Consider the following 25,482-nt stretch of genomic DNA (forward strand, 5'->3'; position numbering starts at 1 on the left):
CGATTAGAACCGATGAGAAAACCATGAGATTCACTGTCAAGGCCAAGCTCGCAAGCGCATTCGGCGTCGTCATCCTGCTCTCGATGATCGCCGGCGCGGTCGCCTATCTGAAGCTCAACGATACGGTCAATACAACCGAGCACCTGTCGGCGCGGGCAGCCCGTCTTGCCAAGGTCGGCGACCTGCAGCAGAGCGTGCTTCTTCAGGTCCGCGCGGAGAAGAACACGATCCTCGCGGCGACCGAAGCGGACCAGGAAAAGTTCGTCAGCCAGATCGCGCAGCTTCGCGAGACTGCCTTGAAGATCAAGGATGAGGTCTATGCCGGCGCGAGCGAGGCCGGCAGGAAGATGATCGATACCTTCGCCAGCACCTATGCCGCGTCGAACAAGGTGCAGGACGAAACCATCAGGATGGTCAAGCAGGATAAGGTCAAGGCCGCCGAGCACTCGATGAACGAGGGGCTGAAGTCGACGACGCTGGCCCTGAACGCGGCGAACGACTACATCAACTACGTCAAGAAGGCGATGGCCGAGGAGAGCGCCGAGGCGCGGCACGAAGGCAGCAAGGCGATCACCATGCTGCTGGCGCTGGTGGCCGCATCTCTGGTCATCGCCGTGGTCGCCGCGGTCTGGATCGCCCTCAATATCAGCCGGGCGCTGGCGCACGCTGTCGGGCTGGCCGATGCCGTCGCGATCGGCGATCTCAGCAAGAAGATCGATTCATCCAGCAATGACGAGATCGGAGATCTGATCAAGTCGCTGAATGCGATGACGGTGAACCTCAATCAAACCGCGGCCCTCGCCAACGAGATCGCGCAGGGCAACCTCACGGTTGAAGCCAAGCCGCTCTCGGACAAGGACACGCTCGGCCTTGCGCTCGAGAGCATGGTTGTGAAGCTCCGCCAGATCGTGTCGGAAGCGCTGACGGCGGCGCAGAACGTCTCGGCCGGCAGCCAGGAGCTCTCCGCCAGCGCCGAGCAGCTCTCGCAAGGCGCGACCGAGCAGGCTTCGTCCGCCGAAGAAGCGTCCTCCTCGATGGAGGAGATGGCTTCCAACGTGAAGCAGAATGCCGACAACGCCAACCAGACCGAGAAGATCGCCGCGCAATCGGCCAAGGATGCGGAAGCCTCCGGCGCAGCCGTCGGCCGGGCCGTCAACGCGATGCAGACCATCGCCGAGAAGATCACGATCGTGCAGGAGATCGCGCGCCAGACCGACCTGCTGGCGCTCAACGCGGCGGTCGAGGCCGCGCGTGCCGGCGAGCATGGCAAGGGCTTTGCCGTGGTCGCCTCGGAGGTGCGCAAGCTCGCCGAACGCAGCCAGGCTGCGGCGGCCGAGATCGGCACGCTGTCGACCGACACCGTCAAGGTGGCGCAGGAGGCCGGCGCGATGCTCTCCAAGCTGGTTCCCGACATCAAGAAGACCGCCGAGCTCGTCGAGGAGATCACCGCGGCCTGCCGCGAGCAGGACGTCGGCTCGGCCCAGATCAACCAGGCGATCCAGCAGCTCGACAAGGTCGGCCAGCAGAACGCCAGCGCGTCCGAGCAGGTGTCCTCGACCTCGGAAGAGCTCGCCTCGCAGGCCGAGCAGCTGCAGTCCACGATCGCCTATTTCCGCATCGAGCAGGGCGCGAGGAGCCAGGCGCCGGCGCAGATCGACCGGGCGGTGAGCCAGCTGCGCGCCAAGGCGGTGACCATGGCGGCTGCCGAGCGTCCGGCGAAGAAGGTCGTGCCGGCCAAGCCGGCGCGCGCCGTGAAGGTCGCCGGCGGCGGTGGCTTTGCCTTCGACATGAACGACGGCGAGGACGATCGGGACGCCGACTTCCAGCGCTGATGTGTCGCGGCGGATCGGCGCGCAGCCAAGGGCCTGCCGATCCGCCCCCGTTCTTCCAGTAGAAGCGTAGGATTGCAGATGGCCAGGATGGCCCGACATTCAGTGCAAGCGACCGTTGGTGACTGGAGCCGGCATCCATGATGCCCGCCGTGCAGGATACCGCCGTCCACCTGTCGGACCGGCACTTCCGGACCATCGCCGAGCTCATCGAGGGGCAGGTCGGCATCAAGCTGCCGCAGGGCAAGCGGCTGATGCTGGAGGGGCGGCTGCACAAGCGCGTGCGCGCGCTGAATTTCTCCGACCTCAACGAATATGTCGAGAACCTGTTTGAGGCCGATCATTTCGACACCGAGCTCACGCATCTCATCGATGTGGTGACGACCAACAAGACCGACTTCTTCCGGGAGCCGCAGCACTTCACCTTCTTGCGCGATGTCGCGATCCCCGCCTTGCTCAAGTCCCACGGACGCAAGAATGCGAACCTGAAGATCTGGAGCTCGGCAAGCTCCACCGGCATGGAAGCCTACACGACCGCGATGGTGCTGGACGACATGACGCGGAACGGCTCGCGCTTTCAGTACCGCGTCCTCGGCACCGACATCTCGACCGCCGTGCTGCGCCTCGCCAAGACTGCCATCTACACAAGGGACGTGGTCGCCCCGGTGCCGGAGCCCTTCGTGAAGCGATATTTCCTGTCGTCGCGGGACAAGTCGCGCGGCGAGGTGAGGGTGGTGCCGGAATTGCGGCGCATGACTCATTTCATGAGGATGAACCTCATGGACGCGTCCTATCCCGTCGATCGTGACGTCGACATCATCTTCTGCCGCAATGTCCTGATCTATTTCGACAAGCCGACCCAGCGCAAGGTCGTCCAGCAGCTCTGCAGCCATTTGCGGCCGGGTGGATATTTGCTGGTCGGGCATTCGGAATCGATGATTCACAGTTCCGTCCCGGATCTGAAGCAAGTTCAGCCGACGATTTTCCAGGTCTGATTGGAGCCACACCAGATGCCGAAGGAGAAAGTTCGCGTACTGATCGTGGACGATTCGGCGTCGGTGCGCCAAATCCTGCAGACGATCCTCAACGACGACCCTGATATCGAGGTGATGGCGACGGCCTCCGATCCGTTCGTGGCGGCGCGTCGTCTCCAGGACGAGATTCCCGACGTCATCATCCTCGACCTCGAGATGCCGCGCATGGACGGCATGACGTTCCTGCGCAAGATCATGGCGCAGCGACCGATCCCGGTGATCATCTGCTCGTCGCTGACCGAGGAAGGCTCGAACGTGATGTTCGAGGCGTTCGAAGCCGGTGCGGTCGACATCGTGCCGAAGCCGAAGATCGACACGCGGCAGGCGCTGCTCGAATGCTCGACGCGGCTGCGCGAGGCCGTGAAGTCGGCGGCGCGCGCGCGGGTGCGCCCACGCGCGGAACGTCGCGCCATCGAGAAGAAGCTGACCGCCGACGCCATCATCCCGCCGCCGGTGCAGGGCAGGGTCCGGCCGACGACGGAGCGCATCGTTTGCATCGGCGCGTCGACCGGCGGGACCGAAGCGCTCAACGACGTTCTGGAGATGCTGCCGGCGCATTCCCCGCCGATCGTCATCGTCCAGCACATGCCGGCAGGCTTCACCGCCGCGTTCGCCAAACGGCTCGACGGCCTCTGCCAGATCAGGGTCAAGGAGGCCGAGGATGGCGAGCCGGTGCTGCCGGGCTGCGCCTATATCGCGCCCGGCGCCCGGCACATGCTGCTCCAGCGCATCGGTCTGCGCTACCAGATCGCGATCAAGGACGGCCCGCCGGTGTCGCGGCATCGCCCCTCCGTCGACGTGTTGTTCCGCTCGGCGGCCCAGCACGCCGGCGCCAACGCGCTCGGTGTCATCATGACCGGCATGGGCGATGACGGCGCGCGCGGGATGCTGGAGATGCGCAAGCTCGGCGCCTCGACGCGGGCCCAGGACGAAGAGAGCTGCGTGGTGTTCGGCATGCCCAAGGAAGCCATCGCCCATGGCGGCGTCGAAAAGGTCGTCTCGCTGCATCAGATCCCGCGCGAGATCATGCTCTGGTATCAGGCCGGCCACGCCGCGGTGGCGGGTTGATGGCCATGTCCACCGTTCCGGCCAACATGCTCGCTGAGGCGACCGCGGCGATCGAGGACGTCTCCTCGCGCATCGAGGACGTCTTCGCGCGCGTCGGTCACGAACTCGGGCGCGGTCACCTCATCTTCCAGGAGCTGAACCAGGGCTTGGCGACGCTCTCGGGCGAGCTCTCTGGCGCCGAGATCGAAGGCGCCGCGACCGCGCTGCAGGAGATCGCCGCGCGGCTGAGCGAGCTGGAGCGGGCGTTGCCGGCGGAAAGCGCGCTGCTGCAGACGATCGGCAAGAGCACGGCGGAAGCGTCTTCGCTGCTCAAGCCGCTGTTCAAGCACATCCAGATGATCACCATCATCGCGCGCAGCGCGAGGATCGAGGCGGCCTCGCTCGACGGCGACCGCGAAGGCTTTCTCGCCTTCACGCAGGAAGCCTATGATCTCGGCAAGGCGGTGCAGCGCTCGATCGAAGGCTGCGCGCGCGACCAGCAGCGCCTGTCGGAAGCGGTCGCCACCGCCTCCGGCCGGCAGAAGGACTTCGAGAGCCGCTACCGGGCCCAATTGATGTCGGAGAGCGACGAACTCGGCGCGGCCTATTCCGGGCTGCGCGACCAGCGCAGCAAGAGCAGCCATCTGGCCGATCGCGCCAGCTCCAGCACCAGGAAGATCGCCGAGGCGGTCGGCAGCGCGATCATCTCGCTGCAGGCCGGCGACAGCACGCGTCAGCGTCTCGAACACGTGTCTCACGGTCTCGGCCTCGCGTCGGCCACCGCGCCGAGCCTCGTCCCCGAACCCGTGACGAGCGATCACGGCATGCGCGTGATCTGCCATTTGCAGGCCGCGCAGCTGAGGGATGCCCAGCGCGAGTTCGGCGGCGACATCGGCCGGATCGTCGGCGCGCTGACCGCCATCCTGCGCGACGCGGGCAGCGTCGCCGGCCACGGCCGCACGCTGTTCGGCGGCGAGGAGGACGGCTCGTCGTTCCTGACGCGCATCAAGCAGACGCTGGCGCACGCCTCGAACCTGATCGCCACCTGCGAAAGTGCGGGCCGCTCGGTCGACGAGGCGCTCGCGATCGTCGAGGACACGCTGGCAAAATTTCGCCAGGCCATCGCCGGGCTTGCCGAGGCGACGGTCGACATCACGCTGATCGGAATGAATGCCGGCCTCAAGGCGAGCCATCTCGGCAGTCGTGGCAGCGCCTTCGTCGTTATCGCCAACGAGCTCAAGGCGACCGCCGACCAGGTCTCGGCGGGCGCCGGGCGCCTGCGGCCGGTGCTCGACGGCATCGAGCGCTCGGCCAATGAGCTGAAGGAGCTGCGCGTGCAGGGTGACCCCACGCAGCTTGCCAAGCTCGAGCCGCAGATCCTTGTGGCGCTGCGCGAGGTCGAGGCCGGCAATGAACGGCTCGGCAAGCTGATGAGCCGGCTCGTGAACGAAGGGGCGGAATTCGAGCGGCTGATGAATTCGGCGCAAGGGCAGATGACCACGCTCGGCGAAAGCTCGGCGGCCTTGCCTGCGGTCGCCACGCGGCTCGAGACGGCGAGTGCGGGTGCGCAGCGGCTCCAGGTGGAGCTGCAGGATCAGGCGATCCTGGACGATCTCTTCGCGCGCTACACGATGGAGCGCGAGCGTGACGTTCATCGCGAATTCCTGCACGCGCTCGGACTGGTATCGGCCGCCGCCTCGCGCCGGGTCGAGGCCGTCGAGACTGCGGACGACGGCATAGAATTGTTCTGACGGCGCCGCCGGCACCGCCTCGCGCGGCGGCGGCAATTTGATGTGTTGGTTTTGCAGGGCGTTAACCGTGGCGGAATGCTCGCCGCATCGGTCATTGTCGCGCCGCACAGTTGGCTGCAAATACCGGTCAATTCTACGGTGGATGTTACCATGATGAGAGACGGCAAATACGCGGCCTGGTTCAGGACCCCGCGCGCGCAGGGCACGGGCATCGTGCATCTGACGGAAGGGCGGATCTCCGGCAGCGACAGCTTCTTCACCTATGGCGGCTCCTATCGGTTCGATGACGAGCAGCGCTTCACGGCGGTTCTGACCACGCGGCGCCACGCCGATGGTCCGCCGACCGTGTTCGGTCTGGACGAGGTCGAAGTCGAGCTCGCGGGCGTGTGCAGCGGTGCGATGGCGACCTGTTCCGGAACGGCCAGGCAGGCGCCCGACGTGATGTTCGAGGTGACGCTGATCTACAGCCAGGACGCGGTGCCGGCCGCGGAGGCTCGCGGCGCCGTCGTGAAGCTCAACGACAAATTGCCCAAGGGCCTCGACAGTCGTTCGCGGCCGCGCCAGTTCCCGGCACCTTCGAAGCCTTCCGCATCTTAGTCTTGCGTTGACGCTGTCGCGTGAAACGGGCCGTGCGTGCGGCGCGGCAACGTAGCATTCAGGTGCACGAGGCTAGCAAGAGGCCGCTGTAAAGGACGGACGAAAACATGCCTCAGATCTGGATGACCTACGACGAGCTGGCCACACTCAGCGGCTGCACGCCGGCAGAAGCCAGGATGCGCGCCCTGCATTTGTCGCTCGACCGCCGCAAGAGCCGCGACGGCGCAACGCGCGTCAAGCTCGACCTGGCGCTGACGGCGAAGTTCTTCGCATCGATCCGCGACGCGGATTTCGATCTCGACGGTGCCATCGCCGCGCTCCAGAGCACACACCGGCAGATGGCCGAGCTGCTGGCACCGACCGGGTTCCGCGAGCGCGGGGCGGCATAAGCGCTTCGCGCTCGGAACTCCGATAGCTCATCGCGAATCAGGCATAGTCTCGTCTTCCGGAAGATATCGCCGGAGCCGGGGTTTCAACCGAGACGGGTCTTGGTGCCCGCAGGAGAATGCCATGAGGAAAGCCAAGTATCGGATCGGCGTGACTTCGTTGGGAATGGCGATGCTCGGTGGGCTGCTGATCGTCACAGCCGCGCCGTCACATGCGGATGTCGTCAAGCTGCAGGCCGACCTCAAGGGCAGCAATGAAGTGCCTCCGAACAACTCCACGGGTTCAGGCAAGGCCGAGGCCGCATTCGATACCCAGACGAAAGTCCTGACCTACACGGTCACCTATGCCGATCTCTCTGGTCCGGCGATGGGAGCTCATTTCCATGGTCCGAGCGAAGCGGGCAAGAACGCCGGCATCGCTTTGCCGTTCAAGACGGTCCAAAGCCCGATCCAGGGCAGCGCCACGCTGACCGACGCTCAGGCAGCCGATCTGTTGGCCGGGAAATGGTACGCGAACATCCATACGGCCGCGAACCCGGGCGGCGAGCTGCGCGGGCAGATAATGAAGTAGGGATGATGTCCCCGCGGCGCTGAACAAATTGTCAGCGCCGTGATTGTCAGGCTGGCGGCCGGGGTAGGAAGGCCAGGATCGTCTGGGCGAGGATGACGCCGACGGTCCCGCCCGTCGCCTTTTGCAGCACGTCGAGGAAGCCCGGATCGCGATCGGGGGTCAGCGCTTGCAGGACTTCCAGCCCCATTGCGACGGCCACGACGAGCGAGCAGGCCAAAACGAGCCGGCCGGGCAACAGGAAGGACAGCAGGAAGCCGAGCAGGCCATAGGCGCTGAAGCGCTCGATCACGACGATCCAGTAGGCTTCGCTATGCCCCATCAGCGCCGGCCGTCCCGCCAGTCTTGCCAGGGTGGCATAGACGATAAGGGCGAGGCAGATTCCCGCGGCTGCGATGAGGTGATTTCGGCGCATGGCCCAGCATAGCCCCTCGGCTGCGATCCCGCTTTGAAAGACGAGAATATCGTTAAAGCATCCCCGGCGGGATCCGGTCAGGCGACCAGGACATCGCCGGCCGGCGCCGCGGACGCGGTATGGCGGCGTGACGCGACGAGCTCGTTGAATTTGGCGAAGGGAAGCGGTGCGGCGACGAGATAGCCTTGTCCCTCTTCGACGCCGGAGGCGATCAGCGCACGGCGCTGCTCGTCGGTTTCGATGCCTTCGGCGACGACCGTCATCCGGAAGTCCTTGGCGAGCGCGACCAGCATCTCGACGATCGTCGTGGTCGATGCATCCACGGTGATGGTGTCGACGAAGAACTTGTCGATCTTGATCGTGTTGGCGCCGAGCCCCTTCAGCCGCGACAGTCCGCTATGACCCACACCGACGTCGTCGATGGCGACGCGGAAGCCGTGGTCACGCAGCTCGGCCACGACGGAAGCGGCGCGTGCGAGATCGTCGAGCTCGTCGCGTTCGGTCACTTCGACCACGATCTGGCGCGTGGAGATTCTCGCCGCCAGGACCGTGCGGCGCAGCGTTTCGATGAAGCCGGCACTCAGCAGGTGCTTGGGCACGACGTTCACGGACATCTTGAAGGTCTTGTCCGCCCTCAGCACGGCCTTCAGGTCGGAGAGCGCGGATCCCAGGATCTGCCAGGTCATCACCTGGATGCGCCCGCTGGATTCGGCCAGCGGAATGAAATTCATGGGCGGCACCACCGAGCCGTCTCGACGAACCCAGCGCGCCAGAATCTCGCAGCCCGTGATCCGGCCCGTCCTGAGATCGAAGATGGGCTGGTAATAGGGTCTGAATTCGCCGGCTGCGAGGGCGCGGTCGAGATCGGCGACCGGCCCCTCCATCCGGCGGCTGCGTGCCAGCAGGATGCCGAAGAGTGCACCAAGTCCAAGGGCCACCGCGAGTGCCGGCCAGTAAGCCTCGTTGTTCCAGCTCGAGAGCACTGCGTGCTCGAGCCGGATCGTGGCATGAAGCGGCAACCGCGTGGAATGCCGCTCGAAGCTGATCGGCCCTGGCAGGGGCCTGTCGGCATCGAGCCGGAATTCACCGAGCTTCTCGCCATTGCTCAAGGCGAGGATCACCTCGCTGTGCGCGCGCAGCTCGGCGGGCATGAGATCGAACAGATTGGCGTTGATGCCGACGATGGCAACCAGTGCGGAGCTGCGATTGACGTCACTGAGCACGCCCAAGGCGTCGCCGCCGAACTGCTCCACGCGAAACAGGGAAAGCCTCTTGTCCTGCGAGGGCAGCATGTCGCGACGATCCGCCCATCCCTTGTCGAACTCGAGCGTCTCGGAATAGGCCGAACAGATCACCGATCCGTCCGGATTGACGAGACGGACGTCCTTGATCGCCGAGCGCTGGTAGACGTGGAGCCGGATGGCTTGCAGCGCTGCCGGTGCGCAGCTGGCAAGATCGCGCTTGGCGAGTTCGTCGAGGCTAGCCGCTGCAAAATCGACAGCGAGTTCGGAGCGGCGCAGAACCACCTCGGTCAGCTCGTTCAGCTGGTGCGCCTGCTGGTGGCGAATGACTGCCTCTGCCGCAAAATGGCCCGCCAGCCCAAACGCCATCATGCTCGCAAGCACGAGCGCTACAAACGGAAGGTTCGGTCGCTGGTGTCTCATCCGGTCCGGGCGGAATTCAGGAGAGGCAGGGGACTAGGCTAGCGAATTATCTTGAGAACTATCTTGAGCGCTATCTTGGGAATTGATCCTAGCCAGCGGGGGCTAAGATAGGGTTTAACGGGCCGACCGGCGCGGATGGGCGACCGAGTGGTTGCCTGACCGATGGTCACGCGGCCCGAGCATGAAAGTTGAGCAGTATGATCAGGACGTTAAGCCTCCTCCTCCTGTCGTTGGTCGTCGGAAGCTCCGTGGCCTTGGCGCAGGGGACCAAAGACCAGCCCGCGGGCAATCAGCCCACCACACGCAGCGGCACGGCGACGAATTCCGGTTCGGACAGCATGGGTGGTGCTTTCAAGGGGACAGGGACCCCCAACTATGGAACCAGCCCCGGGATGGGGTCCCAGAAGAAGACGCGCAACTAGCCTGAGGCGCCGGCTGATCGGCTGCAAAGCGGCCGATCGAGTCTCACCGTCCGGGCCGTTGGCTCAGGGGGATCGCCTCCGGATAAGTGGCGCTGGAATTGTGGATGTAGGGGCCGGGGTGGTGGGTGGCCCGCAACCGGAGCACCACGAAGGCGATGTTGATCGCCAGCCAGACCAGGACCGCGGAAATGGCAAAGTGGAGCACTGCCAGACCTCGCTGTGGGACCGGAATCAACCTCCAAGCGTGGGTTTGGTTCCGTCCCGCCGAGGTAATGGCGCCGGAAACTAATGTTGCATCTGCGAGGTGACCGTGGGCCTCTGGGGTGACCTGCCGGTCCTGTCGTTGAGGTCGTTCGTCGTCACCGCCACGAGCCTCTGCGCCCGCTGGCGCGCCGAAGCGGGAAATCGTTCTGCAAGGCTCACGGCGAGCGTGGCCGCATTGCCGAGGCCTACGTCTTCTTTCCCGTCTTCGACTTTAACGAAAGACCAAGCCGCAAGGCCATGCGCTTGATCGCATCCGGCGAACGGCCGAGAAGTTTCGCCGCCTCCTCCAGCGAGGCTGAAGACTTGGCCAGCTCCATGAGCCGGCGGTCTTCCTTGAACGACCAGGGCTTGCGCGCCATAACCGAAACCATCCTCTTCGACACAATGACAAAGCCGCCAAGCGACCCATGTTCGCTCGACGGCTTTGCTTGGGTGGGGCCAGGCTTGGGGGAGCCTGGTGCGAAGATGGATATGCGTTTCGCGAGACTTCGCAACAAGCAACGCGGATTAAGCTAACTGCTCAACCTTACTGCGATGAAGTCGGCACGGGGCGCCCCGTATAACCACGGTATTTCGTGGCGAATCCGATGCACTGCGCTGCCGGTGGCGATGGTTGGAGCCGACGAAGTCGCACCGACGACGGAGGCTTTCCGTCAGTCGCCGCGGGCTGTCTGGAGCCCGCCGAAGACGGTCGTCATCATGCGCGCCATGAACGAGGGTTCATGGCGTCGCCGCGTCGAGTTCTGGTAAAAAGAAGAAAGAGAGCCTCTTCTCCGCGCTTGGTGCCCTCGCGTGCCGACCAATCTTCAAGCACCACGTTGCACAAACTTCATGTTCGTCTGACAAAAGTTTCAGCGGTGCCGAGCTTGAAGTCGACACACCGAAAAGATGAAATGAGCGCGGGAGGAGCGTTCCGGCAAACGTGGGAACATTCCAGATGTTGGCTGTCTTGGTTTTGATTTCGATTTTCGCAGCGGGCTTTTGCTGCGGCTATGGTGTGCGGGCGTGGCGCTCGTGGAGGCGATCGGCACGATATCGTCTTTACGCACCCTATACTCCGGCCTCGATGGAGGCCGGTCGAGCTCAGAGGCCATCGTAATCAGGGCACGCCACCCCGATGAATGGACGTCGGGGCGACGCCGAAATAACCATGGGCGGTTAGGTTAATCCGTCGCCGTCCTTGAGCGCTTTGGAAAGGCAGCCTAAGACGGAACAATTGATAGCGAAAGTTTGGCCGCTCCATTTTTCCGGGGCGCGCAGGTGGGCATAGATGACGTATCTCATTGCGTTGCTGGGCGCGACGATCTGCGTCCTCATTTCGATTGCGTTTGTTTGCAGCTATGGCCGGCGTCTGAAAGATCTTCCGGGTCCGTGGATCATGAACGAGGGTCATTCAAATGATTGATCAACGGCACAACGCCCCCCGCAGGTATTTCGTCGACGCGCAAGGGCATCGTGTTCTGATCGGCCTGTCGCTGCAGGAGACGGCGGAATTCGAAGCGCTGGATGTCGCAGCAGAGAGGCCGCAAATCGTGACCGAGACCGGCATGGGCAAGGCTGCCGCCGCGGTTGACGACGTTCGATGGCTTGAGCTCTACTCCAAGCACGAAGGCGCCTGGCGGGTGTGGATCGCACGGAGCCAGGCGGAGCGGACGCCTGATTTAGGCTTTGTTAACTATGTCTGACCGATGGTAGCCGCCTAAATCTCGAATGTGGGGATGGCCCAAATGTTTCAGCTGTTCCTGAGAGCGCGCGCACACAATCTTCTCGGCTCCCGCCGCGAGGACAAGGGTTTCAAGGCCCGCTCCGCGGAGCGTGACGCGGAGACCGACCGCACGCGGATCGGTGCGGTCATGGCGGCGATCGAAACGGCGTTGCAGGAAGCGGAGAGAGAGCAGGCCGGCCTCAACCGGCGTGTCGACGACGCACTTGCGCGTGCATCCGTCACCTTCGGAAACGGCACCGACGAGTATCTCGAGCGCGAGGCGCTCGACAATCACCACCAGGACCTTTTTGCGGCCGACATCTCGAACGGCCAGCGCCGGCTCAAGGAATTGGCGACCAGCATTGCGCACCTGAAGTTCGTCAAGACCGCAATGCTGACGCGCTTCCCGGACTTCAAGCCGCCGCAGCTCAATAGCTAGAGCGGATTGGCTTTTGGAGTCGATCGGTCAAAGTCGAGAGGCCTGAACCACTCGACCTTCTTGGCCCAGTCACGCAGCGTCTGCGGCGCGCAGCGGATCTTGGCCGCGAGGTCGCCGCCGCCCACCGCGACGGGAGCTTGTTGGCGCGATCCAGAATTATCCGGCCCAGACCTTCAGACAAAATTGTTCGTCGTCTTGCTTATCATGGCTCCATCCGCCCAAGAGTTGGAGCCTCGGCAAACCCGCGGCAGTTCATAACGAGGCTATTCCGAGCCCGTCCCAGGTTTTTCGGAGACAGTCCTAGCAGTTGGCGCAACCGCCTCGGCCTATCAGTCCTCACGAAACTAGCGGATCCAGCCCTGGATTTTTCAGGTGGGCGTTTCACTCGACGTTTTCATCGGACGAAATAATGCGCCGCACAAATGACCGAGGGTGCAGGCGCCTTACCCTGACCACTTGGTGCGGTCGCCCGACATTGGTGGTGGTGTTTATCTCACAGCACAATCTGATTGATTGTCAGAAATTTGCGTGATCAACTCGATTCAGGAGCTGGATGGGGAGAGGGGCCGATGCGTTCCGTGCGTTGCGCGGTAGCCGTTGTTTGCACGCTGTGGCTCGGAGCTTGCACCACAGAGCCTTACAAAGAATCGATCAGTACTTTCGCGAAGGGGGTCGTCGCGAGCCAGTCGGCACTCGCTAAGCTTGATGAACGCAACAATGAGATAAAGCGCAGAATCCAGATCCGAGCGCAGCTCAAGAATCTTAGAATTGGGACTTGCGAAATAGGAAGAGGCTGCACGTTCGAAGGGCTTCCGCCACCGAAGTCGACCATACCAAATGCTCTTCTCTACATGGCGCAAGTAACTGCTTACAGCAACGGGCTTGCAGAGCTGGCCGCTGCCAAAGATACCGAAGCGATCCAGAAAGCCGTCGGAAAAATCGACTCCGCGGCGCGCGCGGGCGTCAAATCATTCGGATCGCAAGTCCGGCAGTCCGCTACAGTGCTTGCGGCGCTAGATCTTGTAGGATTTGTAGCAAGCGAGGTTATTGAGGCGCAGCGTGTCGAGGCTCTAAGAGCGGCGATCATCAGAAACCGATATCGTATCGAGAATGCGATAACGTCCTTGGGGGCTACGTCCTATCAGCTTCAAGGCATCGTTATCGGTGTTGAGAGGGGATATCTTCAAGAGCAGGCTGAAGCCCTTAGGAGGTCCACGGATCCTGCCGAGCAGGCGCGATTGACCAACGAGCTAAGCCTTCAAGAGAAAAGCCTGAACGAACTGGCAACGGCGGATTCGCGCGTCCCGTTCAGAGCCCTTCTTTTGGCTCACAGAGCCGTCGTCCGCGCGGCTAAGGATCCGACCTATTCGTTTACCGATGCTGCCGGTCTGCTGCTCGACTTCCTTGAGAAGGCACAGGCGCTGGATGCGGCCGTGAAGAAGGGCGCTTGATGATGGCAAACAGCCAGCAATTCGCTCAAGCCGGAACTCTAATCATTCCGAGCCTCCAAAACTACATCAATCTGCTCGAGGCGGACTACCAAAACCAAAACGTGGCGCCGCCCGAGACAAGGGCGGCAATGGCAACCGCCATAAGGCGGCTCCGCGAATATTTGTTCGGACTGCAGAACGCCCAACTTCAGGCCGCTGATGAATCGGAAGAACTCAAACGGGCAATTGCCGACCTCAAATCAGCAAATGCGGATATCCAAAGCGAGATCAATTCCGCGAAAGAGTTCCAGGAGAACGTCGAGGCGGCAGCAGCGATTGCCGACATCATTCAACGAGCCATTGGTCTGGCGCTCGCGTAGGAGATATTGATGCCGGCCCCAATTCAGTCGTCCGATACCGGGTTAGATCGATTTAGCAAAATGTTGCCTGCCGACGTGACAGCGGCATTCATCAGCACCAAGGCTAGTTTGGGGAGTGCCTTCCAGGCTCCTGAGGAGCAGAATTACCCGGTCGTCATTAGCTTCCTCGTCATTCTTTGCCTCAGCCCCCTCTATTTTCGGCACGTGACCAAGATAGCAAATCGCTGGCATCGCTATTTTTTAGTGGGCACCTCCGCCGTGTTCGCGATTTCGCTTGCCAATGCCCAGCTGGCATCAGTCTTGATCGACGCGATTGGCGCCCTCCACATTCCTACCGAAAACGTGAATCCGATCGTGTCGGCGATGTCGGCCGTTCTTCCCATTCTTTGGACCCTCATCATCTCGCAAATTGCGCTGAGCGCCTTGAGCGACAAGGCTGTGGACCCGGGAGCGTCAGCATGAAGAAGTACGTGATTCTTGCGTCGCTCCTCTTCGCTTTGTGTTCTGAAGCGTGGGGCGAATGTTTTTCGTCGCCCAAGCCGATCGAGGATGCGAGAACGGTAAACCTGGGGACGTTGTTACTGAGTGCCTCTGGACGCTATTACGTCCTTGATCCCTGTGTGAGGATTAGCCGACGTCAGTTCGGCTCGAGGCTCAAGCTTGGCTTCATGAACAATTTCCGGAATGCTGACACGGCCGCAGCTTTCTACTCGGTAAAATCGAAGCGTACGCTTTCTCTGGATCAAACCACTCATGTCTCGCTGGTGCGAACGCCGGGATGGTTTGGCTATCCGACAACTTCAGACACAGAGGTCCAGCCGGTCCCCGAGACAAGGGGAGATCCCTTCCGGGGGACCATTGAACAGTGGAATAGCGCGCATGCAAACGGTTCTGGTCCGAAAGAGCTTCGAAATATCCCGGGCCTCATTCGACCATGGCACGCGTTTGTTGACCGGGAACAGTCGCTGGCATCAAGCTTCGATCCGCAGTTCTGGCAGATCAACCCGGCAGACATGACGTCGAAGACGATCGTCACAAACTATATTGTTCGATTCGCGCCCGCGCCCACCAACACATTTCTGGATTTCGACGTCTACATCCAGGACGGGGTGAAAAGTGTTGATTTGACCATTGCTTCTCAGATCGAGGCATTTTCCGGCAGTCGCACTTTCATCGTAGTCCCCTAGCTGCAATAGTTCGTCATCGGACCAAACCCTCTGCGGTGTCGAACCAGCGCACCCATGTTGGGGTGTCTCAAGTATCTCGACGCTGTCCGCGGTGCTGCTGTATGCGATGTCTCCGCAAGCAAAGTTGACCGCGTGACAATCGGCGCCGCTTTGCCGCTTGGCGCCTCGATCCTTTTTGCTATGGTTCCGGCAAACGTTCACGGTTCATGGGAGCAACAAGGTGCCGGTCAGAAATATACAGAGGTTGGTTGGATTGGCGTGCGTGTTGACCCTGGCTGCGCCGGCAACGGCATCGGCCATCACCGCGGAAGTGGCGCGCGCATGCGATGCGGCGGTGGCCAAGGCCTTTCCGCCCAAGCAAATTGGCAACCCGGCGGCCGGCAGCACCAAGGGTACCTCCAAGGACCGGCGCCAATATTTTGAGAAATGCGTCGCGAACAACGGCAAGGTCGATGACGCTCCGGCGGACGCGCCCAAGGACAGCAAGCCGTCAAAGTGAGAAATCAGGGTTCGGCTAGCGCCGCGGTGGCGGACAGGGCGAGTAGAACGCGCCGTTCGCAGCATTGATGCGTTCGACACATTGATTGGGATCGGTGACCGTTCCAGCCACCGTGAAGTCGTAGCCCATGCCCTTGATCACCACGACGTAGCGGCCGGGAGTGAGCGTAAAGCCGTCCTGCTCCGGTTGCAGCAACAGCATCCTCTGCTGATCCTCGACCGGTCCCACCTTGTAGGGATAGGACATGCTGCGAATGACCCAGGAATCGCCCGCGCTGACCATCGCGGCTTTCCCGGTGGCATCGACCCCCATGGCGCGTGAGACTTTCGCCACGACCCGAACTTCGGTCCCGCTTGCATCGACACCACCGTCGGGCCTGAACACGATGAACTTGACGTCGCCGTCCATCAGCGTGGTCGCGCTCGGCGTGTTGATGGCCGCCGAGATCGCGACGCGGCGGTCCGGAATCTTGCCCGGTACCGACTTGAGCTCATGGAGCTGGCCCTCGCTCAAGGCGTAGACGCCGAACGTCGTCGGCAGAGGCATCGAAGGTTGTGCAGCCTGCGCCGGCTCCTTCTGACTATCCGGGGTCCGTTCAACAGCCTCGCTCACGGCGGGAGGCGGACTGGCGCCCGGCTGAGATTGCGGGCCGTTCGGTGCTCGCTCGGGCGGCGGCACCGTCTGCGACAAGTTGGTCAGTTGTGACTTCAGCCGAGGCCAATAGACAGCCGCGGTCGCGCCCCCGCCAATGAGCAGGAGGATGATTGCCAGTCGAACCAGAGACTTGAAGGCGCCGCTTCGTTTGGGTCGGTCGAGCGAATCCGCAGGACGGCGCGGTGCTCCCGTGTCCTTCGGGCTGGACGGCGCAGCCGAAACCGGTGACGGCACCGGAACGGGTGGGGGAGTCGAAGTTTGGACCGCCGGGGTCACCGGAGCGGTGGTTGCCGCGACCAGTTTCTGCTGTTCCGCCGCGGCGCTGCGCTCGAAGGAACGTTCGACCTCCTTGATGGCACGTTCGAGGACCTGCTGGAGCTCGCGGGATTCCCGCGCCTCGGTGTGGGTGAATTGCTCCAGCAGCTTGACGCGCGCCAACTCATAGACGATCTCCCGCATCTGCTGGGGATCGTCGGATACGGCGCGGATGCGGCTCGACAGGAGACGGATAAACCCGGCTTTGATCTGTTGCGCCGAGGGGGCGTTGGCCGCAGTTTCACCGGAGTCGGTCATCAAGGCGATCAAGTAGCCCGGATAAGGCCATTTCGCTAGGTTTTTCCGCCTGAAACCTCGCGATCGAGGCAGCTCTCCCGCGGATGAACGGGTCTGCCGACGTCCCTCTCGGTCCCTTGAAGGCGCTTGCTTTTAGGGGAAAACCTGTGACATTTCGCCAAGCTCCTCTTTCCGGTGTTCAACCATGCGCGGCGTTCTGACAGTCCTCTCGGTCTTGACCTTCCTGGCCTCGCCTGCCGTTGCGCAGGGGATCAAGGATCAGGCCAACACCACGAGCTCCAGCATCATCACGACGCCGACGAAGAAGGCGCAAACCACCCAGGCGGCGTCCCGGCCGACCGCGGTCCGGCATGTGACGGGGCTTCCGGCCGGAAAGTCGGCGCAAGGCGTCTGGCGCGACGGCAAGCTGGTCGCCGTTCCCCGCTGAGGCTGCGACCCAACGAAGCGTGAAGGAACGGTGATCGCCTCCCTGACGTTCACGCTCGGGAGATATCATATGAAACGACCAGTTCTGATCGCCATTGCGTTGCTTGTGCCCGCCGCTGCCTGGGCGCAGGGCGTCAACGACCCCTCGACGCCCAACCGCAACGTGACCATCGTCAATCCGTCGCAGCCCGCGCCACCCAATGCGACGCGGAACATCCCAAGCCGGATCGAGCCGCCGGTCACCACCGGGAGCGGACGCGCCCGCCCATACTATGGGAGCAGAACCCGGGGCAGCGCGTCGAGCCACCGCTAGCCGCGCCGTTCACCGTTCGCCAGCCTCCTGGCTGTTGCGGGTTGACCTCGACCTCCAGGGTCGAAGTTCCCGAATCATGTCGGTTCTTGCCCGAGATCAGCAGCGTGAACTTGTCGGTGCCGCGCGTTTCGTTTTCCGCCGAATAGCGGAAGCCGGACCCGACCACGGCCAATTGTCCTCGCGAGGGGGCGCTGACGACCGACACGTTGAAGATCTGCATGTAGGACCAGCGCAGGCCCTGGATGCACTCCGCGCCAGGCGCGATCGACATCGTCCATCTCACCGTATCGTGCGACAGGGCAAACGGCGTCCGTTCCTTTATGCAGAGGGGGCTGGCGTGCGCCGCGAGGCCCGACACCACGGAAGCCGCGACGGCAATACCTGACAGCAATAAGGGTCTTGCACGCATGCCCGGCAACTCCACGGAGGGATGCCGAAGCTAGCAGCAAGGAGCTAATGAGGTCTTAGAAGAGAGCCGTTGTCGGTTCCGGCGCGGATCGCGGGTTCATCGGCCATCAGCCGGGCCCCCTCTCCGGGCCACGCCGGTCTGCCCTCTGTTTTGCCCGGGAAGTCAATCTCGATTTCGGAAAGTCGTAACCCATTGATTTGATGGGAGCCGGCTACTGTGCATGGGGTTGTTTTTCGATTTTTGAGGGGACGGCGCCGAGGTCCGGTTATTGCCCGTTTGGTGTCATCCCGCCGCCGGCAGGGAAGTTGCTGGACTTGAGCGTCATTCCGGAGACGCGGAAGCGGACATTTCCAGCCAAATAGAGATAGTCCGAGGTGGTGCTGCCAACCGTGCGCACTTCGACATAGGTCAGCGTGATCGAACCGACGCTCGGGGTCACCTGGGTGATCTCGACGTAACGTGCTCCAGGGAAGAGCTTCTGGTCGAGGCCGTAGAAGATCTTCTCGCGCTCGGACCACAGGACGAAGTGCCCGCCGGTCTTCTGATCGACAGCCTCATATTGAGTATGGATGACTTGCGGGTATTCGATTTGGCCGGCTCTCGCGGGCTGCACGCCGAAGCAGATCATCAAAATCAGCAAAGCAATGATGCGAGCCACGATCAAAATCCTCAGACCAAAAACGAAATCCTGCCCGCGAATTCGCTTCCTTGCAATCGGCAAAGCGATAGACTGAAAGCCTTGCGCCCAAGCGTTTGCGGCCAATCGCCGTTGTTGTGATGTGTCTTTGGATTTATCGATATGCGAACCGTTCGACCTGACCAATTGCCAGCTGGCGAACGCCGGCTTGTGGCGCTGGCTGGAGCAGTCGCAACCATGGCCGGTGCGGTCGGTCTTTGTCTTGCCAGTCCGTCCCTGTGTCTTGCTCAGACCGATCCGGAGCCTTCTATCAGCGACTATCTTCCGCCCAAAGAGCCGGAAGTCTCGCGCGACGAATGGCGGCAACGCATCGAGGAGGCGCGGCGGCGGGCCAAGGATGTCTCGCGCGAGCGGCGGGAGCATCCGGAGCTCTACAAGCCGATCCCGGAAGATCCGGACCTCGTCGCGACCGAACGTCTGCTCCGCGACGACAGCCTGCAGCGAGGCGACATCGTCACGACCAAGAAGGGCATGTTCGTCTACCAGGGTCGATCCGATCAGCCGCGCCGCGATCAGGATTTTGTGCCGGTCAACCCGAAATCGGTGCGCTGAGGCTCAGTAACGCCGCAGGATCTCGTTGAACTTGGGATCGGTCAATTTCGTGGTGTCGAGCAGCAGCGACTTGCCTTGCGGCGTGGCCTGCACATAGGCCGCGATCAGCAGCGGCTCGTAACGGGAGCGATTGGCCAGCGCGGAGCGGATGTCGGACTGCGCCAGCAGCTTGATCTCCTCATCCGTCGCGGCGGCGCCCGAGGTCACGGTCCGGACGCGGGCGAAGGCGACGTCGATCGGCACCGATCCGGTCAAATAGGACATCTTCACCGCCGGCGTTGCCGCTTCGCCGGCTTGGGCCTGCAGCGTGCCGAGCGTGAGCCAGAGCGCGGGCCTGATCGGCGAAACCTTCAAGGCCGAGACCACGGCGGCCTGGGCGGCCTTGTTCTCGCGGGCTCGTCCGTCCGCATCGACTGCGGGCCGATGAAGAACGTCAGCGGCCTTCGCCGCCGCGTAGTTCGCGAGCAGGTCCCCATCCAGCGAAAACGATGCCAGAGCACCGCCGGCCGCCAGCTTTGCCTTCTCGGGCGGGATCTCGCCCGAGAACAAATCGATGGCGCGAAAATCCGGTCGGACGAAATCGCCGTAGAAGGCCATGGCGGCATGAAGCGCCAGCAGGATCGCGGCGCAAATGCCGATAACGCGAAGCAGGATCATGCGGTTCATGGTGGAATCGACGCGGCCTGTGAGGGCAAAGCAAATACGCGATTGAAGGGAAAGCGGGGACCTTAAATTGCCATCAGACTATCGCCCTGGATCGTCAACAGCGTCAAGTTGCCGGTCGCGTAGGCGCCGGTGTCGATGTTGATGCGGTTCGGGCGAATGTCGGGCACGCTGACCGGCGTATGACCGTGGACGATATATTTGCCGAAGCGCTCCTCGGACGCCAGGAACTCCTCGCGGATCCAGAGCATGTCTTCATCCTTCTGGCGCTCGAGCGCGACGCCGGGCTTGACGCCGGCATGGACGAAGAAGAAGTCGCCGCAGGTAAAGGACGAGGGCAGTTGCTGCAGGAAGGTCAGGTGCTCCGGCGGCAGCGCGCGCTTCAGTCCGTCGATCAGCTCGACCTGCTGCTCCGCGGACGGGTTCATGGTCGGCGTGATGCCGTAAGAGACCAGCGTCAGCAGGCCGCCATAGTGGCGCCACTCCTGGAGGCGGGCGGGGTCCTTGAGGACCTCGAGCAGGAAGACCTCGTGGTTGCCCTTCAGGCAAACCGTCTCGTGCGATTTCGAGCGCGCGATCAACAGATCGAGAACGGCGCGGGAGTCCGGGCCGCGGTCGACATAGTCGCCGAGAAAGACCTGAATGGCCCGCTCGGGGGCGGAGCGGGCAAGATCGGCGTCGATGACGGTTAACAGCGATTGAAGCAGATCGGCGCGGCCGTGCACGTCGCCGATTGCATAGACGCGAATGCCATCGGGGAGCCGAGGCTTGGTTTTCTTTCGAAAGCGCGAGGAAAGGCCCATCAGGTCGGTCGAATCGCATCCAGCGTCACGAGCGGAACGTCGTGACCGCTCTTAGCAGAACAAGTTACACATCGGTATTCTTAATTGTTTCCGACCAAGTCGTCCGCATTTTGATTAAAGGATCGTGCGGCCTTTGAGCCGTATTTCAAGACGTCTCGCGTAGCGTTTCCTCAACAAGAACGGGGAGCGCGACATGCGCAAGATTGTAAAGTTCCTGGCGGCCGTGGCCGCGATCGTCGGTGCTGCAGGGGTGCAGCAGCGTGCTGAAGCCGCTTTCGTCGGTGCGCCCTTGGGGCTGCGCGGCGCCATCCAGTACATCAAGTTCGACCAGCCGACGCTGGCGCCGATGGCCTACACGCTGTTTTGCCTGAAGTATAAGGACGAGTGCAAGCCGCGGCCGCAGCAGATCGTGTTCCGTGGCGGCCGGCTGAAGCTCACGGCGGAGCGGATGGCGCAAATGCAAGAGGTCAACCGGCAGGTCAATACCGCCATTCATCCGGAGGCCAATCTCGAAGGGTTGCGCGGCGAGAAATGGCTGCTGCATCCGACCAGCGGCGACTGCAACGACTACGCTGTGACAAAACGCCACGAGTTGATCGCCATGGGCTTTCCGGCGCGCTCGGTGCTGCTCAGCGAGGTCGTGACCACCTGGGGCGAGCATCATCTCGTGGTCGTGGTGCGGACTTTCTCCGGCGATCTCGTGCTCGACAATCTCTCCGGTCACATCCTGCCGTGGTCGAAGAAGCCCTATCGCTGGGTCCGCATTCAGTCGCCCAAGAACCCGAACTACTGGGCTTCCCTCGGCGATCGCGCGGTCTGATCACCCGCGCTCTATCGTGATCCGGACTGGCCGACGCTCTGCGACAGGCCCAGTCCCACGATCACCGCAAGACACAGGATTGCTGCGGGCCGCAGCAATCCGGGACCTGCGAAGCTCTGAACCAGCGCAAACAGAACACAGGCCGCGGCGGCCGCAGGGAAGAACGAGTCGCGTCCGCGCTGCAAAGCACCGAAGAACAGCCGTACCAAAGCGATCAGGGCTGCCAGCAACGCAAGAGCAAGACCGATCGCTCCCATGCCGGCGAAGATCGCTGTTGCCGTCGACGGCGCCGCCAAGGCCGCTCCGGCATCGCTCTGATAGATCCTGCCGACCGCCGAAAACGTCCTTGCGCCCGCGCCGAACCAGCGTGTGTCCGCCAACATCCGCTCCAGCGCAGCCCGCGTTTCCGCGCCGATGTCGGGGTTGAGCCGCAGGAGGATCGGCCCGGAGCTCTGTTCGAACAGGAAGGTCAAGACAATGGCCGATCCGATCAGCGCGGCGGCGGCGAGCGCGCTCGCCGCCAAGGGCGACAGATCAAGCCGGCGGATGACGAGGATCAGAAGGATCAATACGACGCCGAAGCCCGCGGCGATCGCGTTGTTGGTCCCGGAAAGGCCGAACACCGCGGCTGCGCTGATCAGGGCTCCGGCAAGGCCGAGCAGGCCAAGCATGATCGAGCGAAGCAGCGAGTGATGCGTTTCGGCCCGCTCCGCGGCAAGCTGCATCACGGCAAGATTCAGGACGAGGCCGAACCCTGCCAGGGTCGTCGCGAACTCGGACGTTGCGGTCGCCCCCGCAATGGCCGGCGAGAGCCGGTGCAGATCCAGGGTCAAGGCGGAGACCGCTGTGATGCCAGCGAGGACAAACAGGACAAGCTCGGCGCGGCCGCGATCGCGGACGACCACAATGGTTACGCCGAGCAGCGCGGTTGCTGCCAGCGCCAGCATCAGCGCGTTCAGGGTCAAGCCAAGATCGGCGGTGACCGGCCCGAACGGGAGGCCACCAAGTGCGTCGCGAGCGCTCGCCCAGATCGGATGCCCGAAGCCCAGCGGAAGCGGCATCAGTTGCGCGGCGATCAGCAGCGGAATGGCGATCAGGATCCAGCGGGCCCAGGAGGTCGCGCGGACATAGTGGTCGTAGTCGGCTTTTCGCGCGCTGAGCGTGGCTGCCAGCAAGCTCAGCGCGGCAGCCATCATCCCGAGCTGCGCACCGAACTTGGCGCCGGCGATTTCGAGAGCGGATGCGGAAACGATGGAAACGATGAGGGCAAAATAAGCGAGGGACAAACGGCGCGCTCGATGCGGATTCCTGAAACGATCAGGTCACCATACAAGCGAGCGGGTGGTTTTCAAGCAAAGGTCGGCGCGGGCCAACAACTTGACTGTGATCCTCCGCATGCGTGCGAACGGTCGAGCGCAAGAGATTAGCTGAGGGAGATCAGCGAGCGCTCTTGACCGGACGGGCAAACACGCGCGCGGCCCGGGCGGCGGCAAGGCTGAAGCGAGCGGCCGAGCCAAAGAGGTAGCCGGCCTGGAGCGCAATGGCTGCAAAGGCCGCAGCCTTCAGGCCTTCGAGGACGCCAAGACTGGTCACGAGGCTGACCGGCAGCACGGTGAGCATCAGGGCGAATGTGACCGGCAGCAGCACCAACACGCGAAAGCGTTGGCCCAGCACGGCACCTACCAGAAAGCTGAAAATCAAAAACGCGGTCATCCGAAACACTCCGTGCTTCGGACCCTAGGTTCCCCACCCTAAAAAGACCCTTAAGCTGTATGGCTAAATTTGGCCTATAGGCCGCAATTTGCCAGCAGCGAATGATAGGCCTCCCGCAAGCCGTTCAGGGCCACCAGGCCTTTGATCTCGCTGTCGCTTTCCTTAACCACCACCGACAGCGAGGCCGTCGTCTGCCATTTGCCGGCGGCAAAGGCCGAGACCTCGTCGGGCAGCAGCACGGCAGCCCCTGCGGCGGCCATGCTGGCGTCAACGGTCAGGGTGCCGCCGCCGCTCGCGGCGATGGTGACTTTTGGACGGCTCCTGGGCGGGAAGGGCCGGATCAAGGCCACCAGCACGTCGATCTTGCCCTTTGGGGCACAGCGCACGATGAGACCGGCGAAGTCCGGGTCGGATTGGGTGGTATCCGCGGTCTTCGTGATGGCCGCGAAGCTCTCGCCGTCCTTGCCCCCTTGCGTGCGGCTGAACTTCCAGACGGAGGAGGGAGTGGAGGTCGCCACTTCGACGACGGGGGCGATCGGACACGAGGGCTGTGCGCAGGAGGTAGCCCCGTCCGCGGCGCGATCGGCGCCGCCAAGGAGCGATCCTGCCAAAAAGGCGAACAGAAGGAGGCCAGACACGGGGGAATCCTATCCTGATGGGTTCCAGCCTTAGCAGACGGACGCGAGGTCAAAAAGGCCGGTGCTGGCGTGCCGGGCCCTCCGCTTGGGCGGTTTGCCCGCGGACCGGGCACACGAAATACAACAAATAGTCACAAAGGGTTAAACCAAGCCCCAAAGCGTGACCCGCACGCAACAGTCACCGGTGATTGCACCGTTAACCATTCAGGAACCCTTGTCGCACCGCCCCCAGCGCCGTACCAATCGAGTCTAATTGGGGTCTCCTGGGGCGCGATTGATGCATTCCTTTGCCAAGTCATATCTTTTCAAGCCGGCATTTCTGGCAGCAGCTTTGGCGCTCGGCGCCTGTTCGACCAATCCCGGCTCCGGTCCGCTGACCGACGACGTTAACAACAAGATCCAGACCGAAAGCGCGCCGGCCTATGAGCTGGTGCCGCTCAATCCGGCCACCGTGAAGATCTTGCACACCCATGAGCCCAAGGGGCTCGCCGGTGTGTTCACCGACCGCCGTCCGCCCGCCAGCATCGTGTTCGGCATCGGCGACGTCGTCAGCGTCACCATCTTCGAAGCCGCGGCAGGCGGTCTGTTCATTCCGGCGGAAGCCGGCGTCCGTCCCGGTAACTATGTGACGATCCCGGATCAGTCGGTCGACAATGACGGCTTCATCACGGTGCCCTATGCCGGCCAGATCAAGGCCGCGGGCCGCACGGCGGTGGAGATCCAGCGCTCGATCATCGAGAAGATCGGCAACCGCGCCATCGAGCCGCAGGCCGTGGTCTCGATGTCGTCGCAGCGCACCCAGCTCATCAGCGTGCTCGGCGAAGTCAATTCGCCGGCGCGTTACCCGGCGAGCGCGGCGGGCGCCAAGGACAAGGTGCTCGACGCGATCACCCGCGCCGGCGGCATCAAGGGCCAGGGCTTCGAGACCTGGGTCATGCTGGAGCGTGGCGGACGTCGGGCCACCGTGCCGTTCGAGAATCTCGTGATGGCGCCCGAAAACAACGTCTATGTGCGTCCTGACGACAGCATCTATGTCTATCGCGAGCAGCAGAAGTTCATGGCGTTCGGCGCCAGCGGACAGAGCGGCGAGTTCAACTTCGATGCCTGGCGCATCAACCTCGGCGAAGCTGTCGGCAAGGCCGGTGGTCTGCTCGATGGTCAGGCCGATCCGGCTGCCGTGTATCTCTATCGCCGCGAGCCGCGCGAGGTTGCTGCCCAGCTCGGCATCGACGTGAGCAAGTACACGAGCGAGACGATCCCGGTCATCTTCAACGTCAACTTCCGCGATCCGGGCGGCTTCTTCCTGGCCACCAAGGTCATGATGAAGAACGGCGACATCATCTATGTCTCGAACTCGCGCAACGTCGAAGTTGCCAAGTTCCTGAACTACATGCGTGTGATCATGGCGACCGGCAGCGATGCCGTGAACCTCAGCAACGACGCCCTGATCTTCCGCAACAACGTCAAGCTGGCGCCGTAAGACGCCGACTTGATCGACCAACAGCGATGGCACCGGGGCTTCGTCCCGGTGCCATTTTCGTTGTGCGATCCAGGCGATATTGTCGCGGCCACGGATCGCCGTTGGGATCAAGGCGCTATTCGGC

At 62.8% G+C, this 25,482-nt stretch carries 30 protein-coding genes; 18 read left to right on the forward strand and 12 right to left on the reverse strand.

Going from position 1 to position 25,482, the window contains the following annotated elements; translation table 11 throughout:
• Positions 1-23: 23 nt before the first annotated feature.
• The 7 genes from AC0WRY_RS07660 (at position 24) to AC0WRY_RS07690 (ending at position 7,215) form a co-directional block, all read left to right on the forward strand.
• On the forward strand, positions 24-1,832 hold the full coding sequence (locus AC0WRY_RS07660; protein ID WP_194406406.1) for a methyl-accepting chemotaxis protein: 1,809 nt from the start codon (positions 24-26) through the stop codon (positions 1,830-1,832).
• Between the two features lie 137 nt (positions 1,833-1,969).
• The gene (locus AC0WRY_RS07665) at positions 1,970-2,824 is read left to right on the forward strand and encodes a CheR family methyltransferase (RefSeq protein WP_194406407.1); all 855 of its coding nucleotides are present in this window, start codon (positions 1,970-1,972) and stop codon (positions 2,822-2,824) included.
• A 15-nt stretch (positions 2,825-2,839) separates the two neighbouring features.
• Entirely contained in the window at positions 2,840-3,931 is a 1,092-nt protein-coding gene (locus AC0WRY_RS07670) for a protein-glutamate methylesterase/protein-glutamine glutaminase (protein WP_194406408.1), read from the forward strand.
• 5 nt (positions 3,932-3,936) lie between these two features.
• A complete protein-coding gene (locus tag AC0WRY_RS07675) occupies positions 3,937-5,661 on the forward strand; it encodes a chemotaxis protein (protein ID WP_491122873.1) in 1,725 nt (574 codons plus the stop codon).
• 150 nt (positions 5,662-5,811) lie between these two features.
• A complete protein-coding gene (locus AC0WRY_RS07680) occupies positions 5,812-6,258 on the forward strand; it encodes a hypothetical protein (protein ID WP_491122874.1) in 447 nt (148 codons plus the stop codon).
• A 107-nt stretch (positions 6,259-6,365) separates the two neighbouring features.
• A complete protein-coding gene (locus AC0WRY_RS07685; protein ID WP_194406411.1) occupies positions 6,366-6,647 on the forward strand; it encodes a hypothetical protein in 282 nt (93 codons plus the stop codon).
• A gap of 121 nt (positions 6,648-6,768) precedes the next feature.
• Positions 6,769-7,215 (forward strand): CHRD domain-containing protein, encoded by a 447-nt coding sequence (locus AC0WRY_RS07690; protein WP_491122875.1) that lies wholly within the window; start codon positions 6,769-6,771, stop codon positions 7,213-7,215.
• A 46-nt stretch (positions 7,216-7,261) separates the two neighbouring features.
• Here the strand turns inward: AC0WRY_RS07690 and AC0WRY_RS07695 are convergent, their stop codons facing one another.
• The 4 genes from AC0WRY_RS07695 to AC0WRY_RS07710 form a co-directional block, all read right to left on the reverse strand.
• Complete coding sequence (locus tag AC0WRY_RS07695; protein ID WP_491122876.1) at positions 7,262-7,627, reverse strand: VanZ family protein; 366 nt, start codon at positions 7,625-7,627, stop codon at positions 7,262-7,264.
• A 77-nt stretch (positions 7,628-7,704) separates the two neighbouring features.
• A complete protein-coding gene (locus AC0WRY_RS07700) occupies positions 7,705-9,291 on the reverse strand; it encodes an EAL domain-containing protein (protein WP_491122877.1) in 1,587 nt (528 codons plus the stop codon).
• Positions 9,292-9,756: 465 nt separating this feature from the next.
• Positions 9,757-9,918, reverse strand: a complete 162-nt coding sequence (locus AC0WRY_RS07705; protein ID WP_491122878.1) for a hypothetical protein — start codon at positions 9,916-9,918, stop codon at positions 9,757-9,759.
• A 244-nt stretch (positions 9,919-10,162) separates the two neighbouring features.
• A complete protein-coding gene (locus tag AC0WRY_RS07710) occupies positions 10,163-10,336 on the reverse strand; it encodes a hypothetical protein (RefSeq protein ID WP_194406416.1) in 174 nt (57 codons plus the stop codon).
• A gap of 1,038 nt (positions 10,337-11,374) precedes the next feature.
• On the opposite strand from AC0WRY_RS07710, the gene AC0WRY_RS07715 reads away from it, so the two are divergent.
• The 7 genes from AC0WRY_RS07715 to AC0WRY_RS07745 all read left to right on the forward strand — a co-directional run bounded on the left by AC0WRY_RS07715 (position 11,375) and on the right by AC0WRY_RS07745 (position 15,617).
• The gene (locus AC0WRY_RS07715; RefSeq protein WP_194406417.1) at positions 11,375-11,662 is read left to right on the forward strand and encodes a hypothetical protein; all 288 of its coding nucleotides are present in this window, start codon (positions 11,375-11,377) and stop codon (positions 11,660-11,662) included.
• A gap of 42 nt (positions 11,663-11,704) precedes the next feature.
• Entirely contained in the window at positions 11,705-12,121 is a 417-nt protein-coding gene (locus AC0WRY_RS07720) for a hypothetical protein (RefSeq protein ID WP_194406418.1), read from the forward strand.
• A 569-nt stretch (positions 12,122-12,690) separates the two neighbouring features.
• Complete coding sequence (locus tag AC0WRY_RS07725) at positions 12,691-13,572, forward strand: hypothetical protein (RefSeq protein WP_194406419.1); 882 nt, start codon at positions 12,691-12,693, stop codon at positions 13,570-13,572.
• A complete protein-coding gene (locus tag AC0WRY_RS07730; RefSeq protein ID WP_194406420.1) occupies positions 13,572-13,931 on the forward strand; it encodes a hypothetical protein in 360 nt (119 codons plus the stop codon). The genes AC0WRY_RS07725 and AC0WRY_RS07730 overlap by 1 nt, the downstream gene beginning before the upstream one ends.
• A gap of 9 nt (positions 13,932-13,940) precedes the next feature.
• Positions 13,941-14,393: a hypothetical protein gene (locus tag AC0WRY_RS07735; protein ID WP_491122879.1), complete on the forward strand. Its 453-nt coding sequence runs from the start codon at positions 13,941-13,943 to the stop codon at positions 14,391-14,393.
• Positions 14,390-15,118, forward strand: coding sequence for a hypothetical protein (locus tag AC0WRY_RS07740; protein WP_194406422.1), 729 nt, complete (start codon positions 14,390-14,392; stop codon positions 15,116-15,118). The genes AC0WRY_RS07735 and AC0WRY_RS07740 overlap by 4 nt, the downstream gene beginning before the upstream one ends.
• Before the next feature lie 262 nt (positions 15,119-15,380).
• Entirely contained in the window at positions 15,381-15,617 is a 237-nt protein-coding gene (locus tag AC0WRY_RS07745) for a hypothetical protein (protein ID WP_246776488.1), read from the forward strand.
• 15 nt (positions 15,618-15,632) lie between these two features.
• Here the strand turns inward: AC0WRY_RS07745 and AC0WRY_RS07750 are convergent, their stop codons facing one another.
• Entirely contained in the window at positions 15,633-16,844 is a 1,212-nt protein-coding gene (locus AC0WRY_RS07750; protein WP_194406423.1) for a hypothetical protein, read from the reverse strand.
• Positions 16,845-17,028: 184 nt separating this feature from the next.
• Here AC0WRY_RS07750 and AC0WRY_RS07755 point away from each other — a divergent pair, with 184 nt between their 5' ends.
• On the forward strand, positions 17,029-17,271 hold the full coding sequence (locus AC0WRY_RS07755) for a hypothetical protein (protein ID WP_194406424.1): 243 nt from the start codon (positions 17,029-17,031) through the stop codon (positions 17,269-17,271).
• 238 nt (positions 17,272-17,509) lie between these two features.
• On the opposite strand, the gene AC0WRY_RS07760 is transcribed toward AC0WRY_RS07755, so the two are convergent.
• Positions 17,510-17,992, reverse strand: a complete 483-nt coding sequence (locus AC0WRY_RS07760; protein ID WP_491122880.1) for a hypothetical protein — start codon at positions 17,990-17,992, stop codon at positions 17,510-17,512.
• Positions 17,993-18,257: 265 nt separating this feature from the next.
• Positions 18,258-18,755 carry a hypothetical protein gene (locus AC0WRY_RS07765; protein ID WP_491122881.1) on the reverse strand — a complete coding sequence of 166 codons (498 nt, stop codon included), beginning with the start codon at positions 18,753-18,755 and terminating at the stop codon, positions 18,258-18,260.
• 111 nt (positions 18,756-18,866) lie between these two features.
• Here AC0WRY_RS07765 and AC0WRY_RS07770 point away from each other — a divergent pair, with 111 nt between their 5' ends.
• Positions 18,867-19,241 carry a hypothetical protein gene (locus AC0WRY_RS07770; RefSeq protein WP_491122882.1) on the forward strand — a complete coding sequence of 125 codons (375 nt, stop codon included), beginning with the start codon at positions 18,867-18,869 and terminating at the stop codon, positions 19,239-19,241.
• 3 nt (positions 19,242-19,244) lie between these two features.
• Here AC0WRY_RS07770 and AC0WRY_RS07775 read toward each other — a convergent pair whose 3' ends face one another.
• Positions 19,245-19,907, reverse strand: coding sequence for a hypothetical protein (locus AC0WRY_RS07775; protein WP_491122883.1), 663 nt, complete (start codon positions 19,905-19,907; stop codon positions 19,245-19,247).
• A 62-nt stretch (positions 19,908-19,969) separates the two neighbouring features.
• Positions 19,970-20,707 carry a metallophosphoesterase family protein gene (locus AC0WRY_RS07780; protein WP_194406427.1) on the reverse strand — a complete coding sequence of 246 codons (738 nt, stop codon included), beginning with the start codon at positions 20,705-20,707 and terminating at the stop codon, positions 19,970-19,972.
• 193 nt (positions 20,708-20,900) lie between these two features.
• Between AC0WRY_RS07780 and AC0WRY_RS07785 the strand changes: the two genes are divergently transcribed.
• Positions 20,901-21,527, forward strand: coding sequence for a transglutaminase-like cysteine peptidase (locus AC0WRY_RS07785; RefSeq protein WP_491122884.1), 627 nt, complete (start codon positions 20,901-20,903; stop codon positions 21,525-21,527).
• An 11-nt stretch (positions 21,528-21,538) separates the two neighbouring features.
• On the opposite strand, the gene AC0WRY_RS07790 is transcribed toward AC0WRY_RS07785, so the two are convergent.
• The 3 genes from AC0WRY_RS07790 to AC0WRY_RS07800 form a co-directional block, all read right to left on the reverse strand.
• Positions 21,539-22,813 carry a hypothetical protein gene (locus tag AC0WRY_RS07790; RefSeq protein ID WP_491122885.1) on the reverse strand — a complete coding sequence of 425 codons (1,275 nt, stop codon included), beginning with the start codon at positions 22,811-22,813 and terminating at the stop codon, positions 21,539-21,541.
• 151 nt (positions 22,814-22,964) lie between these two features.
• Entirely contained in the window at positions 22,965-23,240 is a 276-nt protein-coding gene (locus AC0WRY_RS07795; RefSeq protein WP_304489374.1) for a hypothetical protein, read from the reverse strand.
• Positions 23,241-23,314: 74 nt separating this feature from the next.
• Positions 23,315-23,878 (reverse strand): hypothetical protein, encoded by a 564-nt coding sequence (locus AC0WRY_RS07800; protein ID WP_472757362.1) that lies wholly within the window; start codon positions 23,876-23,878, stop codon positions 23,315-23,317.
• Between the two features lie 277 nt (positions 23,879-24,155).
• Between AC0WRY_RS07800 and AC0WRY_RS07805 the strand changes: the two genes are divergently transcribed.
• The gene (locus tag AC0WRY_RS07805) at positions 24,156-25,358 is read left to right on the forward strand and encodes a polysaccharide biosynthesis/export family protein (protein ID WP_491122886.1); all 1,203 of its coding nucleotides are present in this window, start codon (positions 24,156-24,158) and stop codon (positions 25,356-25,358) included.
• Positions 25,359-25,482: the final 124 nt, after the last annotated feature.

This window comes from Bradyrhizobium sp. T-12, from assembly GCF_058314695.1.

Excerpts from the sequence above, each read along its gene's own strand:
- AC0WRY_RS07660 (WP_194406406.1), top strand. The coding sequence starts at position 24 with ATGAGATTCACTGTCAAGGCCAAGCTCGCAAGCGCATTCGGCGTCGTC.
- AC0WRY_RS07665 (WP_194406407.1), top strand. The coding sequence starts at position 1,970 with ATGATGCCCGCCGTGCAGGATACCGCCGTCCACCTGTCGGACCGGCAC.
- AC0WRY_RS07670 (WP_194406408.1), top strand. The coding sequence starts at position 2,840 with ATGCCGAAGGAGAAAGTTCGCGTACTGATCGTGGACGATTCGGCGTCG.
- AC0WRY_RS07675 (WP_491122873.1), top strand. The coding sequence starts at position 3,937 with ATGTCCACCGTTCCGGCCAACATGCTCGCTGAGGCGACCGCGGCGATC.
- AC0WRY_RS07680 (WP_491122874.1), top strand. The coding sequence starts at position 5,812 with ATGATGAGAGACGGCAAATACGCGGCCTGGTTCAGGACCCCGCGCGCG.
- AC0WRY_RS07685 (WP_194406411.1), top strand. The coding sequence starts at position 6,366 with ATGCCTCAGATCTGGATGACCTACGACGAGCTGGCCACACTCAGCGGC.
- AC0WRY_RS07690 (WP_491122875.1), top strand. The coding sequence starts at position 6,769 with ATGAGGAAAGCCAAGTATCGGATCGGCGTGACTTCGTTGGGAATGGCG.
- AC0WRY_RS07695 (WP_491122876.1), bottom strand. The coding sequence starts at position 7,627 with ATGCGCCGAAATCACCTCATCGCAGCCGCGGGAATCTGCCTCGCCCTT.
- AC0WRY_RS07700 (WP_491122877.1), bottom strand. The coding sequence starts at position 9,291 with ATGAGACACCAGCGACCGAACCTTCCGTTTGTAGCGCTCGTGCTTGCG.
- AC0WRY_RS07710 (WP_194406416.1), bottom strand. The coding sequence starts at position 10,336 with ATGGCGCGCAAGCCCTGGTCGTTCAAGGAAGACCGCCGGCTCATGGAG.
- AC0WRY_RS07715 (WP_194406417.1), top strand. The coding sequence starts at position 11,375 with ATGATTGATCAACGGCACAACGCCCCCCGCAGGTATTTCGTCGACGCG.
- AC0WRY_RS07720 (WP_194406418.1), top strand. The coding sequence starts at position 11,705 with ATGTTTCAGCTGTTCCTGAGAGCGCGCGCACACAATCTTCTCGGCTCC.
- AC0WRY_RS07725 (WP_194406419.1), top strand. The coding sequence starts at position 12,691 with ATGCGTTCCGTGCGTTGCGCGGTAGCCGTTGTTTGCACGCTGTGGCTC.
- AC0WRY_RS07730 (WP_194406420.1), top strand. The coding sequence starts at position 13,572 with ATGATGGCAAACAGCCAGCAATTCGCTCAAGCCGGAACTCTAATCATT.
- AC0WRY_RS07735 (WP_491122879.1), top strand. The coding sequence starts at position 13,941 with ATGCCGGCCCCAATTCAGTCGTCCGATACCGGGTTAGATCGATTTAGC.
- AC0WRY_RS07740 (WP_194406422.1), top strand. The coding sequence starts at position 14,390 with ATGAAGAAGTACGTGATTCTTGCGTCGCTCCTCTTCGCTTTGTGTTCT.
- AC0WRY_RS07750 (WP_194406423.1), bottom strand. The coding sequence starts at position 16,844 with ATGACCGACTCCGGTGAAACTGCGGCCAACGCCCCCTCGGCGCAACAG.
- AC0WRY_RS07755 (WP_194406424.1), top strand. The coding sequence starts at position 17,029 with ATGCGCGGCGTTCTGACAGTCCTCTCGGTCTTGACCTTCCTGGCCTCG.
- AC0WRY_RS07760 (WP_491122880.1), bottom strand. The coding sequence starts at position 17,992 with ATGCGTGCAAGACCCTTATTGCTGTCAGGTATTGCCGTCGCGGCTTCC.
- AC0WRY_RS07770 (WP_491122882.1), top strand. The coding sequence starts at position 18,867 with ATGGCCGGTGCGGTCGGTCTTTGTCTTGCCAGTCCGTCCCTGTGTCTT.
- AC0WRY_RS07775 (WP_491122883.1), bottom strand. The coding sequence starts at position 19,907 with ATGAACCGCATGATCCTGCTTCGCGTTATCGGCATTTGCGCCGCGATC.
- AC0WRY_RS07780 (WP_194406427.1), bottom strand. The coding sequence starts at position 20,707 with ATGGGCCTTTCCTCGCGCTTTCGAAAGAAAACCAAGCCTCGGCTCCCC.
- AC0WRY_RS07785 (WP_491122884.1), top strand. The coding sequence starts at position 20,901 with ATGCGCAAGATTGTAAAGTTCCTGGCGGCCGTGGCCGCGATCGTCGGT.
- AC0WRY_RS07795 (WP_304489374.1), bottom strand. The coding sequence starts at position 23,240 with ATGACCGCGTTTTTGATTTTCAGCTTTCTGGTAGGTGCCGTGCTGGGC.
- AC0WRY_RS07805 (WP_491122886.1), top strand. The coding sequence starts at position 24,156 with ATGCATTCCTTTGCCAAGTCATATCTTTTCAAGCCGGCATTTCTGGCA.